Annotated in this window: 13 protein-coding genes; 4 read left to right on the top strand and 9 right to left on the bottom strand. The window is 61.1% G+C overall.

Annotated features, from left to right (window positions below; genetic code table 11):
• Positions 1-109: 109 nt before the first annotated feature.
• On the bottom strand, positions 110-544 hold the full coding sequence (locus tag AC07N8_RS17660) for a DoxX family protein (protein ID WP_123432655.1): 435 nt from the start codon (positions 542-544) through the stop codon (positions 110-112).
• A 103-nt stretch (positions 545-647) separates the two neighbouring features.
• Positions 648-2,069: an MltF family protein gene (locus tag AC07N8_RS17665; protein WP_483841268.1), complete on the bottom strand. Its 1,422-nt coding sequence runs from the start codon at positions 2,067-2,069 to the stop codon at positions 648-650.
• Positions 2,070-2,304: 235 nt separating this feature from the next.
• On the opposite strand from AC07N8_RS17665, the gene AC07N8_RS17670 reads away from it, so the two are divergent.
• The 3 genes from AC07N8_RS17670 to AC07N8_RS17680 all read left to right on the top strand — a co-directional run bounded on the left by AC07N8_RS17670 (position 2,305) and on the right by AC07N8_RS17680 (position 5,362).
• Positions 2,305-3,114 carry a TatD family hydrolase gene (locus AC07N8_RS17670; RefSeq protein ID WP_493145120.1) on the top strand — a complete coding sequence of 270 codons (810 nt, stop codon included), beginning with the start codon at positions 2,305-2,307 and terminating at the stop codon, positions 3,112-3,114.
• 189 nt (positions 3,115-3,303) lie between these two features.
• Entirely contained in the window at positions 3,304-4,785 is a 1,482-nt protein-coding gene (locus AC07N8_RS17675; RefSeq protein WP_483841270.1) for a methyl-accepting chemotaxis protein, read from the top strand.
• Between the two features lie 211 nt (positions 4,786-4,996).
• Positions 4,997-5,362 (top strand): terminase, encoded by a 366-nt coding sequence (locus tag AC07N8_RS17680; protein ID WP_483841271.1) that lies wholly within the window; start codon positions 4,997-4,999, stop codon positions 5,360-5,362.
• Here AC07N8_RS17680 and AC07N8_RS17685 read toward each other — a convergent pair whose 3' ends face one another.
• From AC07N8_RS17685 to AC07N8_RS17695, 3 genes are all read right to left on the bottom strand, one after another.
• Positions 5,363-6,160 (bottom strand): acyl-CoA thioesterase, encoded by a 798-nt coding sequence (locus AC07N8_RS17685; RefSeq protein ID WP_493145124.1) that lies wholly within the window; start codon positions 6,158-6,160, stop codon positions 5,363-5,365.
• 185 nt (positions 6,161-6,345) lie between these two features.
• Positions 6,346-7,113, bottom strand: coding sequence for a CHAD domain-containing protein (locus AC07N8_RS17690; RefSeq protein ID WP_493145126.1), 768 nt, complete (start codon positions 7,111-7,113; stop codon positions 6,346-6,348).
• 39 nt (positions 7,114-7,152) lie between these two features.
• Entirely contained in the window at positions 7,153-7,431 is a 279-nt protein-coding gene (locus AC07N8_RS17695) for a hypothetical protein (protein WP_027925691.1), read from the bottom strand.
• 224 nt (positions 7,432-7,655) lie between these two features.
• Between AC07N8_RS17695 and AC07N8_RS17700 the strand changes: the two genes are divergently transcribed.
• Entirely contained in the window at positions 7,656-8,696 is a 1,041-nt protein-coding gene (locus AC07N8_RS17700; RefSeq protein ID WP_493145128.1) for a patatin-like phospholipase family protein, read from the top strand.
• Between the two features lie 120 nt (positions 8,697-8,816).
• On the opposite strand, the gene AC07N8_RS17705 is transcribed toward AC07N8_RS17700, so the two are convergent.
• The 4 genes from AC07N8_RS17705 to kdpB form a co-directional block, all read right to left on the bottom strand.
• Positions 8,817-9,515 (bottom strand): response regulator, encoded by a 699-nt coding sequence (locus AC07N8_RS17705; RefSeq protein ID WP_483841455.1) that lies wholly within the window; start codon positions 9,513-9,515, stop codon positions 8,817-8,819.
• Positions 9,516-9,563: 48 nt separating this feature from the next.
• A complete protein-coding gene (locus tag AC07N8_RS17710) occupies positions 9,564-12,215 on the bottom strand; it encodes a DUF4118 domain-containing protein (protein WP_493145130.1) in 2,652 nt (883 codons plus the stop codon).
• 130 nt (positions 12,216-12,345) lie between these two features.
• Positions 12,346-12,891 (bottom strand): potassium-transporting ATPase subunit KdpC, encoded by a 546-nt coding sequence (gene kdpC / locus AC07N8_RS17715; RefSeq protein WP_493145132.1) that lies wholly within the window; start codon positions 12,889-12,891, stop codon positions 12,346-12,348.
• Positions 12,892-13,045: 154 nt separating this feature from the next.
• Complete coding sequence (gene kdpB, locus AC07N8_RS17720; protein WP_493145134.1) at positions 13,046-15,103, bottom strand: potassium-transporting ATPase subunit KdpB; 2,058 nt, start codon at positions 15,101-15,103, stop codon at positions 13,046-13,048.
• Positions 15,104-15,107 lie beyond the last annotated feature (4 nt).

Below are 15,107 nucleotides of genomic sequence, written 5' to 3' on the forward strand. Positions count from 1 at the left end.
CCGATGCCAGAGGTCTGGCATCGGATTTTCGATGAAGCCTTGCTGAGACTCAAATACTTAAGTGAACAGCATTACGCGCAATGCGGGCCTTTTCGTTGAGCCAGAGCGGTCAGTCGGTAATGGCGCGGTCCAGCGACAGCTTGCCGGCACCTTCGATCAATACCGCGATGCTACCACCCAGCAAGGCCAGGGCGAATTCATAGCCGTTGTTGGCCATGAACAAGCCGTTATGGATGTGCACCGAGAAAATCGCGACCAGCGAGAGGAAGGTCAGGCCCAGTGCTGCCGGACGTGTCAGCAGACCGATGATCAACGCCAGGCCACCGAAGAACTCGGTACCACCGGCCAGAATCGCCATCAGGTGACCGGGTGCCAGACCGAGGCTTTCCATGTACTGCGCGGTGCCGGCAATGCCGTAGCCACCAAACATCCCGAAGAGTTTCTGTGCGCCATGAGCGGCGAAGATGACCCCTACGACAATCCGTATCGCGGTCAGGCCGAAACCGGCGCGGGTAAACAGTACCTTGTTGATCAGTGAACTCATGCTGTGTCATCCATTGTGAGTGTGTGTTCGTTGGGCGCCATATTAATCGATAAAACAAATGTAAAAAACGCAATAATTGCGACATAACAATCAGTTTAGTCGATTATTTACGAGAGACGACTTTTTGTCCCTGCGGCTCCAATGACTCCCTCTCACGATCGAACGCCAGGTAATACTTGTTCACGCTATTAACATAGCTGACGGGGCCCATCCCCACCTGTTCCATGGCAATGCGCTCGACCTGGAAAAACCACTGGTTGGGATTCAGGCCACGTCGCCGGGCTTCGGCGCGCATGCCCTGAACCCGCTCCGGGCCGATGTTGTAGGCCGCCAGCACGAACGCCATGCGCTCACGTTCGTTGAGCTTGGGGCTGGCGAAGAACTTGCGGCGGATCATGGCCAGGTACTTGGCCCCAGCCTGCACGTTGGCGTCAAGGTCCTGAATGTTGTTGACCCCCACCCGCTGGGCGGCAGACGGGGTGATTTGCATCAGGCCGGTGGGGCCACCACCGTTGCGGGCGTTGGGTTGCAGCGCCGACTCCTTGAACGCCAGCGCCGCCAGGTTCAACCAGTCCATGCCTTGGGCATCGGCGTGCTTCTGCAGCACCGGTCGCAGTTTTTCCAGGCGCTGACGGTCGGCCTTGGCCAGTGGATAGTGCACTTGGTACAGCCGGCGATAGATCCGCAGAAACGCCACGTCCTGGTCCGACGGCTTCTTGTACGTCGTTAGAAAACGATCGATGCTCGCCCGCAGCATCGAGGCATCGCGGCGCACAAACCAGAACTCTTCGCCCGGCTCGCTGATCAACAGCTGCTTGTCGAAGCGCAATTTGGGCAGGATCTTGCCCCAGCGCTCGGCAATCGGTTGCTCGACGATGGTCAGGTGAAAGATCCCGCCCTGAACCATTTCCAGCACGTCTTCGACGGCCAGGCTGGGATCGACCCACTCGATCTTTATCGGTGCCAACTTGTGCAGGGCGAGTTTTGAATTGAGCTGGCTCACGGCATCGCCGGCCGCGCTGCCGGTGGGCAACGCCAGGGTCTTGCCCGCGAGTTGTTCGACCCGCGTGTAACGCCGCTCGCCCTTGATCCCAACCAGCACCAACGGGATGTTGCTGGCGATCGGTTCGCTGCTGCTGACTGCGTGGCCAGGCTGCAAATCGAGCAACTCCCCGGGCGCGACCAGATCCCCTTCCCCGCGCTGCAAGGCGCCGAGCAGTTGATCCTTGGCTTTGGGGATGATCTTGAGGGTGACTTCCTGACCGTCGCGGGCGTGGCCATTGAGGTACTGCTCGAAGGCGCGCAAGCGGTGGTATTCCACGCCGATGGCCTGGCCCTGGACTTCACCGGAGCTGTTGCGGCTCTGATTGACCAGCACTCGCAACACGCGGCTGCTGCGAATTTCCGCCAGATCGCGCACCTTGGCCGCCGGCACGGCTTGCAGCGGTCCGGCCAGACGCGCGACCGCCGGCATCGGCAGCAGCAACGAACAGCACAACAGTAGCAAAATCGAGGGACGTGTCATCCACTCTCCGGAAAGAATACTGGGCCGATTTCTAAAAAAATCACGAAATCGAACGTCAGAAACAGAGCGCCATGAGCGCTGGCAAAGTGCGAAAGACTGGCACAGTGATGGCACCTTGGCCACCCCGGCCTGTCTCGCGGCATCAAGAGACAGCTTTAACTCGTTGTAGTTCTTGGCTTTTCTTATAAATCTACAGCTCTGATATGCTTTCCGGCCTTTGGTCCGAGGTAGCACCATGCAACTCATCGATATCGGCGTCAACCTGACCAACCCCAGTTTTGCCGACAAACACCAGGCCGTACTCGACCGCGCGTACGCCGCAGGGGTTTGCCAATTGGTCCTGACCGGCACCAGTGTCGAGGGCAGCGAACAGGCTTTGGAACTGTGCCAACAGCTGGACGAAAGCGCTCAACGCCTGTTCGCCACGGCGGGCATTCACCCGCATGCGGCCAGCGACTGGAACGCTGACAGCGCGCAGCGTTTGCGCACTTTGCTCAAGGAGCCAAACGTAGTGGCCGTGGGCGAGTGCGGGCTGGATTTCAATCGTGACTTCTCGCCACGCCCGCAGCAGGAAAAAGTTCTCGAAGAGCACCTGGCGATGGCGGTCGAGTTGCAATTGCCGGTGTTCCTGCATGAGCGCGATGCCAGTCAGCGATTGTTGGAAATCCTGCGTGATTACCGTGATCAATTGCCGGCCGCCGTGGTGCATTGCTTCACCGGCGAAAAGAAAGCCCTGTTCAGCTACCTCGATCTGGATTTGCACATCGGTATCACCGGCTGGATCTGCGATGAGCGCCGGGGCACTCACCTGCATCCGCTGGTGAAGGAAATCAAACGCGGGCGTTTGATGCTGGAAAGCGATGCGCCGTATCTGTTGCCACGCAGCTTGCGGCCGAAGCCGAAAAACGGTCGCAACGAGCCGGCGTATTTGACTGAAGTGTTGCGGGAAGTGGCGTTGCATCGTGGGGAAACGGTGGAGGATCTGGCGGATCACACCACTGCCTGCGCACGAGCATTTTTCGGCTTGCCCACAATCCCCCGGTAACCACAATCCCCCTGTGGGAGCGAGCCTGCTCGCGAAAGCATTGTGTCAGTCGACATCAATGTTGAATGTCATACCGCTTTCGCGAGCAGGCTCGCTCCCACATTGACTCATATCAATTTCAGAATCTTCGATAGCGGCACAATGCTGGCACCTTGCCAATGCTGTTTCCGCTATCAGAGAAGACCTTCCATGGGTGCCTGGCTTAGCAACATCTCGCTGAAATACAAATTCTGGGCGGTCAACGCGGTCGCCTTCTTCACCACGCTGTTGCTGGTGCTGTACGCCGTGCAGCTCGAACAACAGGCCCGCCGTCACGCCGCACAAGTATCCGCTCAGGCGCAGGCGCGATTGCTCAGTGCCTGGCCCTCCGGGCAACCGCTGCCCGAGGCCGACAACTTGCTGATCTTCGGGCGACGGCAGGCACCATCGTGGAACGGTCAGCTACTCCTGGAACTGACTGACAGCCACGGCTGGGTCGAGATCAACCCACTGCCGCTGTTCGGCGACAACCCATTGATGGGTGCCGAAGTGATCAACCGTACCGACGGCCAGCAAGTCGCGGTGATCGCTTTTGGCCCGAGCCTGAGCCAAGTCTTCGGCGAACGCTTCGCCCAGTACGCGGTGGCTGTATTTATCCTGATGCTGGCGATGTTGGGCGCTTCGCAACTGTTGATCCGCTTCCTGCTAAGCCAGCTCAACACCTTGAAAGACGTGATGCTCCACGTCGAAAAAACCGGCGACCTGTCGGCCCGTGTGCCGCTGGCCTGCAAGGACGAAGTCGGGCAGATGGCCAACGCCTTCAACGCGATGCAGGCCGGTTACCAGCGGGTGGTCAACACCGTCGCCAGCACGGCGCGACAACTGGATGTCGGTGCCGCGCGCCTCGCTTCGAGCATGAACGAAGTGCGCCACGGCATGCTCGGCCAGCAAAGCGAAACCGATCAGGCCGCCACGGCGATCAATGAAATGACCGCCACCGTCTATCACATCGCCCAGCACGCTGGCGCCACCCGCGACCTCTCGCAAACGGCGGACTCATTGGCGGGCAGTGGGCAGCAGGTGGTAAGCCGCGTTCAGAAGTCGATTGCCGGGTTGTCCAGCGGTGTGCAGCAAACGGCGGAGATGATCCAACGCTTGGCCGAGGACAGTCAGAAAATCAACGGCGTGGTCGGCGTGATACACAGCATTGCCGAGCAGACCAATTTGCTGGCCCTGAATGCGGCCATCGAAGCGGCACGCGCCGGTGAAATGGGTCGGGGCTTTGCAGTGGTGGCCGATGAGGTGCGTAATCTGGCCAAGAGTGTGCAGACCTCCACCGACGAGATCACCCTGATGGTGTCTGCCTTGCAAGCCGGAACCCGGGACGCGGTGGACTTCATGCAGGAAAGCTCCTTCAAGGCCGATGACTGCGTTAAGCAGGCTCAAGAAGCGGGCGCCGCGCTGGCTGAAATCACCAGCGCCGTGGCGCAGATGCGTGAAAGCAATACACAGATTGCGGTGGCGGCCGAGCAGCAAAGCCAGGTGGCGGAGGAGATGAATCGGGCGGTGGTGAGTATTCGCGATGTGACCGAGAACACTGTGCAGCAGACCATCAATTCAGCGACGACCAGTCATGAACTGGCGGCGTTGGCTGGGGAGTTGAGCAAGGCGATCGGGCAGCTCAAACTCTGAGGGCCCCTTCGCGAGCAGGCTCGCTCCCACATTTAATCGCATTCACCTGTAAGAACTCGGTCAACTGTGGGAGCGAGCCTGCTCGCGAAGGCGTCAGCCCGGCCAACATCAATCCCGACCTATCACCCCCATAGCCAACCTCGATTCGCCGACCGCCCTCCCCCCGCCTATTCTTCAATCATATGGTCAACACGGATTGAGGAGTTTCAACATGGGCAAACGTCACCCCAACCTACCCGCCTGGCAATGGCGCGCGTACCCGAACAATCACCAGCACCCGACCAACCTGGTACTGCACCTGATTGCCGTGCCGCTGTTCATCGTCGCGTTTCTGCTGATTGTTTCCGGGGTATTCAGCCTGAGCCTGTTGAACATCGCCATCGGCGTGATCGGCCTGTTCGCGGCGCTGGGTCTGCAACGTCACGGTCACAGCCTGGAGGCGCAAACCGCCGAGCCATTCAGTGATCGCAAAGACGCGGTATCACGCTTGATGGTCGAGCAGTTCCTGACCTTTCCGCGGTTTTTCCTCAGTGGCGGCTGGTGGCGCGCCTGGCGTGAGCGCCATCGTCGGCACTGATCAGGCGAAAATCGTTACCGTCTGCCGGCTCATGGCGATCAACCGGCCGTCCGCGCTCCACAACTTCGCAGCCGCATGACCATAGCCGTCTGCGGCATGCTCGGTTTCGACCAGGTATTTGCACCAGTCCAGTGTGCTCAGTTCCAGCAACGGCTGAACGAATTCGATGGTCCAGGTCAGCGTACTGCCCATCGCGGTTTTTTTCAGGTGCGGCAACAAGGACGGCGGCCAAGCATCCACCAGCGCGAGGAGATGCGACTCGGTGACAGCCTCCTCCTTCACATCCCCACGTAACCGCACCCAACCGCCCATTTGACGGGAAGTGTTGCCGGTGAACGGCATGCCTCCGACGGCCCAGCGCATGGCCAGATGGCGCATGAACTCCGGAATCACGCCGGGGATGAAGGGCAATTCCTGACACTCGTCCCAGTGCTTCATTTGCGGGGCAGGTTCAGCCGTGATCGCCACTTCGGAAAGCCGCGAGGCACCGAAGCTGCCCTGAATCAACGTGACCACTTGCCCCTTTTGCATCGCCCGGCCCAGCACCTGGCTGACGGCCTTGCCTTCGCGCAAGACATCAACTTCAAAGCTGACTGGCACTTCAGGCTCGACCGGTCCGACAAAGGTAATCGCCAGCGAACGTACCAGCCGGTCTGCCGGGACTTTTGCGCGCATGGCTTCGTATTGCAACGCCGCCACTAAACCACCAAAACTGGCCCGCCCCTGCGCCCATCCGGCCGGAATAGACAGCTCCAGCGGTTGCTGGCGGACGGCGTCGAGCAGATCGCAAAAACGCATGAAGACCTCGGAAACGGGAAAAGGAGAGGAGGATCTTAACCAGCCAGCGATGTGGATACAGCACCTGTTCCGGCCAAAAGTACTGACAGAAGAGCCGCGTATGGCCGAGGAATACGAATCTGCATCCAACACCAACCCCATGTGGGAGCGAGCAGGCTCGCTCCCACAATTTGACCTTGGTGTTTTCAGGATTTGAAGCAGCGGGCGCTGAGTTTGTCGAGCACACGGTCGGCGCGGGCTTCAGCGTCAGCCATTGTGGTTTTCCAGACCGCGACACAAGGCTGCAAGTCAGCTTCTTCTTGCGCCCTGGCCAGCCATTGCCAACTGTCGTGCCAATCCCCCAACGCGCCCTGCGCCGCTTTCAATCGGGGCAAGGCCGCCTTCGGCAATCGGTCCAGCTCGGGATAGGCCTCGATGCCGTAGCGCACACGCTTGATCAACAGGCGCAAGCGATGACGGTCGTGGGCCGGGTCGTGCAAGGCAACGTCGAGTTTTTTCCATTGTTTGCCCAAGCGTTTTTCAATGCGCTTGCGCAAGCCCTTGAGCAAACCCTGACGCTGGGACGCGCGCAAAAAACGCGGAAAGGCGTCGAAGATCATCAGCAACTGCGCCAGCTCGGGACTGACCGCCACCGCCGGATACGCCTCGGCCATCAGCGCCATGCGCCGGTGTGCGGCTTCGACTTGACCGTGCTCGAGCAAATACGCCGCCAGCACTTCCCGATCGCGCAACGGCGTAGTCAGCTCGCCGACCCGAGAGGCCGCCACTTCTACCTGCTCGACGCCGGGCAGGCCACGCAAGGGGCGCAAGAGGCTGCGCAAACGGCGAACCGTGGTGCGCAGGTCGTGCAACGCTTCAGGGTCAGTGCGGGCAGTCAAACGCGCCTGACAGGCCAACAAGCGGACTTCAAGGCCCAGGACATGAGCCACCAACCGATCAACCAAATCAGACATCGTTTACTCCCTGAATCGAGTGTCCTCTATATCACTGCTTCAACGACCGGCACGCGACTCACGAATATAGAAGCGCGCTTTCTCGGCTTTGCTGGTGCAGCCTTCGTAAGCTTCGAATTGTTGCTGGGTCTTGGCGCCGGTCAGCAGCGACAGGGCCTTGGAGTAGCTGACTGTCCCGGCGAAACCTTCGGCCTTGGCCAAGTCTAGCTCATGCCACGCGGCGTCAATCTGGCTGCCGCAGCTTTCACGGTAAGCCGTTTTGCCGGCACAACCGGCGAGCGCCAGCGCAATCAAAGGTACGCAAATCCAGGCTTTCATCAATACCACCTCAAGATAGGTCAACAGTCGTGCAGGTAAGACGGCCCGGCGCGTGAAAAGTGCCTTGGCCGCTCGAAGCAAACTCACTATAGCGCGGGCAAGAATAGCCAAGTGCCGCCATGGAGTGTCGAAAAAACGACGCCCTCGGCCCATCGAGCGACCTTGGCGATTGAGCCCGCCCCTTGATGGGTGCATTGTTGAACCTTGTCAGACGAGGGCGATTCATGAAAAAGCGTATCGCACTGGTACTGGGCTCAGGTGGAGCCCGTGGCTATGCCCATATCGGTGTCATTGAAGAGCTCGAACGGCGTGGTTACGACATCGCCTGCATCGCCGGTTGTTCCATGGGCGCGGTGGTTGGCGGGATTTATGCCGCAGGCAAACTGGACGAGTATCGCAACTGGATCGAAAGCCTGGATTACCTCGATGTGTTGCGCCTGGTGGACGTCAGCTTTCGGCTTGGGGCGATTCGCGGAGAGAAGGTCTTCGGGCAGATCCGCAAGATCGTCGGCGAGATCAATATCGAAGACCTGCGCATTCCCTACACGGCCGTGGCCACGGACCTGACCAACCAGCAGGAAATCTGGTTCCAGGAGGGTTGTCTGCACCAGGCCATGCGCGCCTCGGCGGCGATCCCCAGCCTCTTCACCCCGGTGATGCAAGGCAACCGGATGCTGGTGGATGGCGGCATCCTCAACCCTTTACCGATCGTGCCGGTGGTGTCGAGTCATTGCGACCTGATCATCGCGGTCAACCTCAATTCCACCAACCAACGTCACTACCAATTACCCGTTATCCAGCGCCCTCCGGCATTCAAGAGCCGTTTCGACAGCCTGATCAATTCATTGGGTTCGAAGTTGCCGTTCCGGCGTAAACAGGCCGAACAATTACTGCTGCTGGAAAAGGAAGCGTTGATGGCCGAAGCGGCTGACATCAACCCCTGGATCGAATCCGCCGAACCTGAAGCGCAGCAACCTGCCGCCGCCCCGGAACGCGAAGGCGCGCCGAAGTCGGCCACCGGTTCGTTCATCATCGATAACGTCGGGCCGGCGTCTTTGCTGGACCTGATCAACCAGAGTTTCGAGGTGATGCAAACGTCACTGGCGCAGTACAAGATCGCCGGGTATCCGCCGGACATCCTGATCAACGTGCCGAAAAGGGTTTGCCGGTTTTTCGAGTTTTACAAGGCGCCGGAGTTGATCGCGCTGGGGCGGGAGATTGCGCGGGATACGCTGGACCGGTATGAGAATGAGCGGGATTCCTGAGGTTCTCGATGAATCCAAGGGCCCCTTCGCGAGCAGGCTCGCTCCCACAATGGAAAGCGTACACATATCCACTGTGGGAGCGAGCCTGCTCGCGAAGACGCCAGATCAGACATCGCAGAACTAAAGGCCACCCTCACTCAACAACCGATACCCAACCCCCGCCTCAGTCACGATAAACCGCGGCTGAGTCGGATCATCCGCCAGCTTCTGGCGCAAATGTCCCACCACAATCCGCAGGTAATGACTGTCCTCGGTATGGGTCGGCCCCCAGATATCCTTGAGCAGTTGCTGCTGGGTAATCACCCGCCCCGGATGCCGCGCCAGTTGCGCCAGCACCGCGTATTCCTTGCGCGTCAGCGCCACTTCGACGCCCTCGAGCAGCACCCGCCGATAAGCCAGGTCCACGGTCAACGGCCCGAATGTCAACGCCGCTTGCTGGGCTTCACCGACGGGTGCCTGGCGCAACAAAGCGCGCACTCGAGCCAGAAACTCCTGAATGCCAAAAGGTTTGGTCACGTAGTCATTGGCGCCGCCATCGAGTGCTTCGACTTTCTGCCCTTCGCTCGCACGCACCGACAGCACCAGCACCGGCACCGTCGACCATTCACGAAACTCGCGCAGCACTTGCTGGCCGTCCATGTCGGGCAGACCGAGGTCGAGCACCAGCAAGTCCGGTTTGTTCAGCGCCGCTTGCGCCAGGCCTTCGGTGCCGGTGCCGGCCTCCAGCACTTTGTAGCCTTGGGAGACCAGACTGATGCGCAGGAATTTGCGGATTTGCGGTTCGTCGTCAATGACCAAAATGGTCGCGGTCTGGCTCATGGTTTCTGATCGCGGCATGGGGATGTCCAAAGGGTATCAGGCTTCACTTCAGCGCTCACTTTCAAAGGCAGGTTGTTCCTGCAAGGGCAAGTGCAGCGTGATGCATGTGCCGCGTCCATCAATGCCATCGGCGACGCTGATCCGACCGCCATGCGCTCCGACCATGCCCTGACAGATCGCCAGCCCCAGCCCGGTGCCCTGCCCGCCCCGATCACCGCGCGCGGCGGTGTAGAACATGTCGAAAATCTTCGCCCGTTCCTCCTCCGGAATGCCCGGCCCCTCATCACTCACCGAGAAAAACAGCTCGTGGTCATCTGCCCCGGCGCGCAATTGCAAACGCCCGTGCGCCGGTGAAAATCGCGCGGCGTTTTCCAGCACGTTGACCAGCGCCTGTTCGATCAGCGCCGCGTGGACGAACAACAGCGGCAACTCCGGCGGCACGTCCGTGCTGACCTGCAACGGCGCCAGCACGGCGCGCAGTCGGTTGAGGGAACTGCCGACGATATCGGCCGGCGACACCCAATCACGCGCCAGCTTCAGCGCGCCGTGACCGAGGCGGGTCATGTCCAGCAGGTTCTGAATGTAGCGATCCAGGCGCTCGGCTTCGTCACGCGTGCCCTCGAGCAATTCGCGGCGATCCTCCAGCGGAATGGCTTCACCGAGGGCCAACAGACTGTCGATGCTGCCGCGCATGGATGTCAGCGGCGTGCGCAGATCGTGGGACACCGACGCCAACAGCGCGCTGCGCAGTTGCTCGGTTTCGCCGTGCAGTCGCGCGGCTTCGAGATCTTCGGCCAGTTGCGCGCGCGCCAGCGCCTGGGCCAGCGGTTGGCTCAACGCGGTCAACAAGCGCCGGCGCTGACCGCTTAATGTCTGGCCTTCTTTGGCGCACACGCCCATCAATGCCAACGGCCCGTCTTCCACCGATAACGGCCACCACCACCAACGCCCCATGGGCAACGTGCCAGTGCCTGCACCCGCCGGTTGATCGTGTTGCCAGGCCCAATCGGCGGCCGCGCGCTCGGCTTCGGAAAACTCCAGCGGGCCGCCGGTTTCGACTTTCCAGCCACCCTGCCCGTCTTGATTGAGCAGGCACAACTGCAAGTCACTCCAGCCGTTGAGGTGCTGGGCGGCGGCGCTGACCACGGCTTGGCGATCGGTGGCGGCCGTCAATTTGCGCGACAGGTCGAGCAACTCAGTGGTCTCTTCCTGGGTGTCACGCAGTGCCTGCAATTGCCTGCGTTGCCGCGCCGCAAGGTTGCCGGTAAGGGCCGCCATCAACAGGAAGAACAGCAAGGTCAGCACGTCTTCTTCGCGCTGGATGCTGAAAGAGAAATTCGGCGGGATGAACAGGAAGTCGTAGGTCAGAAACGACAGCGCCGCACAGGCCAGCGCCGGACCGAGGCTGCTGCGCACCGCCACCAGCAGCACCGCGGCGAGGAACACCAGCGATATGTTGGGCAACGGCAAAATACTCGCCACGCCCCAAGCCAACGCACTGGCCAAAATGGTCGCCACCAGCGCCAGCGCGTAGTCGAACCACACCAGCGATTGTGCCGAACGCTGGCGCGGCTGATGCGGTGTGTGATCACTGTCGAGGACGTTGATTTCCAGCCCGCGTGCATCGCGCAACAGGCGTGACGCCAAGCCACCACCGAACAAACGTCGGCGCAAACGCTGCCGGGACTGGCCGACCAGCACCAGACTGGCGCGGCGTTCGGCGGCGTGCTGAATCAGGGTTTTCGCGACTTCGCCGGCGCGCAGCAACACCACTTCGCCACCGAGGCGTTCGGCCAATTGCTGGGCACTTTGCAGACGCAGGCGCGATTGCTCGTCACGCACGCTGCCATTGTCGACGTGCACCAGGCTCCACGGCAAATGCCGACGCTGGGCGACGCGACTGGCGTGACGCACCAGGCGCTCGGCCTGGGCATCGCCATCGACCCCCACCAACAGACGACCGCGTACCGCCGGCGCTGCTTGACCGAGTTGGCGATAACCCTGGGCCAGGTCATTGTCGACCTGTGCGGCAGCGGTTTGCATCGCCATTTCGCGCAGGGCGGTCAGGTTGGTCTGGGTGAAAAACGCGTCGATGGCCGCTCGCGCCTGCTCCGGCACATAGACTTTGCCGTCGCGCAAACGCTCAAGCAATTCCCGTGGTGGCAGGTCGATCAGCAGCAGTTCGTAGGCTTCTTGCAGCACCCAGTCCGGCAGGGTTTCACGCACCTGCACACCGGTGATGCCGCGTACTTGGTCGTTGAGACTTTCGAGGTGCTGGACGTTGACCGTGGTGAACACGTCGATGCCGGCGGCGAGCAATTCCTGGATGTCTTGCCAGCGTTTGGTATGGCGGCTGCCGGGGGCATTGCTGTGGGCCAATTCATCGACCAGCACCAGTTTCGGCTTGGCTGCGAGCAGACCGTCGAGGTCCATTTCTTCGAGCATCACGCCACGGTATTCCGAGCGCACCAAGGGCTGTTGCGGCAAGCCACCGAGCAGCGCTTCGGTTTCGGCACGGCCATGGGTTTCGACCACGCCGGCGATGACTTTGACGCCCTGGCGCAGTTGGGTATGAGCGGCTTGCAGCATGGCGTAGGTTTTACCGACACCGGGCGCGGCGCCGAGGAAAACCTTGAGCCGGCCACGGCCATCGCGGGGCAAGTCTGCTAACAACGCGTCGGCGCGGCCGGAGTCACTCATGCTTGGAGCTCTCTTTTTCAGATATTGATGTGGTGATTATTCGGCCGTCTTCGCGAGCAGGCTCGCTCCCACGGTTGGAATGCATTTCCCTGTGGGAGCGAGCCTGCTCGCGAATGGCAGCGCCACCGACTTACAAGTTTTCCAGCGCGATGTTAAGCGCCAACACATTCACCACCGGCGGACCAACGAGTGGCTGTTCGATATGCGCGTCCAGCAGTTGTTGGAGCGTAGACACCGGCAGATTTCGCGCAGCGGCAACACGCGCCAGTTGATAGGCAATCGCGGCCGGTGGCAAGTGCGGATCGAGGCCGCTGCCGGAGGTGGTCAGCATGGCCAATGGCACAGGCCCCTGCCCCGGTACCAGCAGTTTGGTGGCATCGTCGATTACTCGTGTTGCCAACGCCGGGTTGCTCGGTGAAAGGTTACTCGCGCTGCTCGACACGGTGGCAAACGCACCGGCCGATGGGCGTGGATGGAACCAGGCGTCACCGACAAAATCCTGGGCAATCAGCGACGAGCCACGGACCTTGCCGTCGGCGTCATGCACCAGGCTGCCATTGGCTTGATCCGGGAACGCGACCTGGGCGACACCGGTGACCACCAAGGGGTAGGCGACGCCGGTGATCAGGGTCATCAGGACCAACAGGCTCAAGGCCGGACGTATCATTGTGGACATTTCAAAATCCTCGAATTCGCAGAACAAATACAGCGTTCAGTCAGATGGACCGTGTCGTGTTCTTCGCGAGCAGGCTCGCTCCCACAGGGGAATGCATTTCAACGTGGGAGCGAGCCTGCTCGCGAAGGCGGTGTGACTGGCACACCGCTCAAGCTCAAACCAGATGCAACGCCGTCAACAGCATGTCGATTGCCTTGATGCCCACGAACGGCACCAGAATCCCGCCCAGCCCATAGATCAACAGATTGCGTCGCAGCAACGCCGCCGCACTCGCCGCTTGCACTCGCACGCCACGCAAAGCCAATGGAATCAGCACGACGATGATCAAGGCGTTGAACACAATCGCCGACAGAATCGCGCTCTGCGGACTGGTCAGGTGCATGACATTCAGCACGCCCAGTTGCGGGTAGATCGAGGCGAACAGCGCCGGCAAAATCGCGAAGTATTTGGCCACGTCGTTGGCGATGGAAAACGTCGTCAACGCACCACGGGTCACCAGCAATTCCTTGCCGATCTGCACCACGTCCAGCAGCTTGGTCGGGTCGCTGTCGAGGTCGACCATGTTGGCCGCTTCGCGCGCCGCTTGGGTGCCGTCGTTCATTGCCATACCGACGTCCGCCTGGGCCAATGCCGGGGCGTCGTTGGCGCCGTCGCCGCACATGGCGACCAGGCGACCGTCGTTTTGCTCGTGGCGGATGCGCGCCAGTTTTTTCTCCGGCGTAGCTTCGGCCAACACATCGTCGACACCCGCTTCGGCGGCAATCGCGGCGGCGGTCAGCGGGTTGTCGCCGGTCACCATGACCGTGCGAATCCCCAGTTTGCGCAGCTCGGCGAAACGCTCGCGGATGCCGGGTTTGACCACGTCCTTGAGGTGAATCACACCGAGCAACTTGCCGTCGGCGCAGACCAGCAGCGGGGTGCCGCCGCTCTGGGCAATCTTGTCGACTTCCCGGGACAGCGATGCGGCCAGGTCAGCGCGCTTGAGGCCGACGAAGGCCAGCAACGAATCCACCGCGCCCTTGCGATACACGCGGCCCTGATAATCGACACCGGACAAGCGGGTTTCAGCGCTGAACGGAACCGCTGTCAGCAACTCGGCGGCAGGTTCTGGTTGTGGCTGAGTGCCGCGCAGGTACTCGACGATGGACTTGCCTTCCGCCGTGTCATCGGCCAGCGAGGCGAACAACGCGCCCTCGGCCAGTTCCTTGGCGGTGACGCCCGGGGCCGGATGCACCGCCGTGCAACGACGGTTGCCGAAAGTGATGGTGCCGGTCTTGTCCAGCAACAGGACATGCACGTCCCCCGCCGCTTCCACGGCACGACCGGACTTGGCGATCACGTTCAAGCGCACCAGACGGTCCATCCCGGCGATACCGATGGCGGACAGCAATCCGCCAATGGTGGTCGGAATCAGCGTGACCAATAACGCCACCAGGAACACCAGCGGCAAGCTGCCATTGGCAAAGTGGGCGAACGGTTGCAGGGTCACGACCACCAGCAGGAAGATCAGCGTCAGGCCGATCAGCAGGATGTCGAGCGCCACTTCGTTCGGCGTTTTCTGGCGTTTGGCGCCTTCGACCAGGGCGATCATGCGATCCAGTGTCGACTCGCCGGGGTTGACGGTAATCTTCACCAGCAGCCAGTCGGACACCAGTCGAGTGTTGCCGGTGACGGCCGAACGGTCGCCCCCGGACTCACGAATCACCGGCGCGGATTCACCGGTAATCGCCGCTTCGTTGACCGCCGCGATGCCTTCAATCACTTCGCCATCACCGGGGATCATTTCCCCGGCTTCGACGCGTACCACATCGCCTTTTCGCAGGCTCGTGGCCGGCACTACCTGAAAGGTGCCGTTGCTGGTTTTGCGACGGGCGCTCAAGCCCTCGCTGCCGGACTTGAGGCTGTCGGCGCGGGCCTTACCGCGACCTTCGGCCAGGGCTTCAGCGAAGTTGGCGAACAGCACGGTGAACCACAGCCACAAAGCGATTTGCGCGGCGACAAACGTCGGCACGGCGCTGTCGGGAATGAAGCACAGCACGGTGGTCAGCACAGCGGTCAGTTCGACCACCAGCATCACCGGCGCACGCTGCAATTGCCGTGGGTCGAGCTTGACGAAGGCTTGCACCAGCGCCGGGCGCCAGAGGGCCGAGATCGCGGTTTTCGGTTGTTCCGGCGCCTTCACGGTGACCGGTTTTGTTGCGGGCATATTCATCATT

It is taken from the genome of Pseudomonas sp. GW821-FHT10C09 (assembly GCF_059415465.1).

Excerpts from the sequence above, each read along its gene's own strand:
- AC07N8_RS17660 (WP_123432655.1), bottom strand. The coding sequence starts at position 544 with ATGAGTTCACTGATCAACAAGGTACTGTTTACCCGCGCCGGTTTCGGC.
- AC07N8_RS17665 (WP_483841268.1), bottom strand. The coding sequence starts at position 2,069 with ATGACACGTCCCTCGATTTTGCTACTGTTGTGCTGTTCGTTGCTGCTG.
- AC07N8_RS17670 (WP_493145120.1), top strand. The coding sequence starts at position 2,305 with ATGCAACTCATCGATATCGGCGTCAACCTGACCAACCCCAGTTTTGCC.
- AC07N8_RS17675 (WP_483841270.1), top strand. The coding sequence starts at position 3,304 with ATGGGTGCCTGGCTTAGCAACATCTCGCTGAAATACAAATTCTGGGCG.
- AC07N8_RS17680 (WP_483841271.1), top strand. The coding sequence starts at position 4,997 with ATGGGCAAACGTCACCCCAACCTACCCGCCTGGCAATGGCGCGCGTAC.
- AC07N8_RS17685 (WP_493145124.1), bottom strand. The coding sequence starts at position 6,160 with ATGCGTTTTTGCGATCTGCTCGACGCCGTCCGCCAGCAACCGCTGGAG.
- AC07N8_RS17690 (WP_493145126.1), bottom strand. The coding sequence starts at position 7,113 with ATGTCTGATTTGGTTGATCGGTTGGTGGCTCATGTCCTGGGCCTTGAA.
- AC07N8_RS17695 (WP_027925691.1), bottom strand. The coding sequence starts at position 7,431 with ATGAAAGCCTGGATTTGCGTACCTTTGATTGCGCTGGCGCTCGCCGGT.
- AC07N8_RS17700 (WP_493145128.1), top strand. The coding sequence starts at position 7,656 with ATGAAAAAGCGTATCGCACTGGTACTGGGCTCAGGTGGAGCCCGTGGC.
- AC07N8_RS17705 (WP_483841455.1), bottom strand. The coding sequence starts at position 9,515 with ATGAGCCAGACCGCGACCATTTTGGTCATTGACGACGAACCGCAAATC.
- AC07N8_RS17710 (WP_493145130.1), bottom strand. The coding sequence starts at position 12,215 with ATGAGTGACTCCGGCCGCGCCGACGCGTTGTTAGCAGACTTGCCCCGC.
- kdpC (WP_493145132.1), bottom strand. The coding sequence starts at position 12,891 with ATGTCCACAATGATACGTCCGGCCTTGAGCCTGTTGGTCCTGATGACC.
- kdpB (WP_493145134.1), bottom strand. The coding sequence starts at position 15,103 with ATGAATATGCCCGCAACAAAACCGGTCACCGTGAAGGCGCCGGAACAA.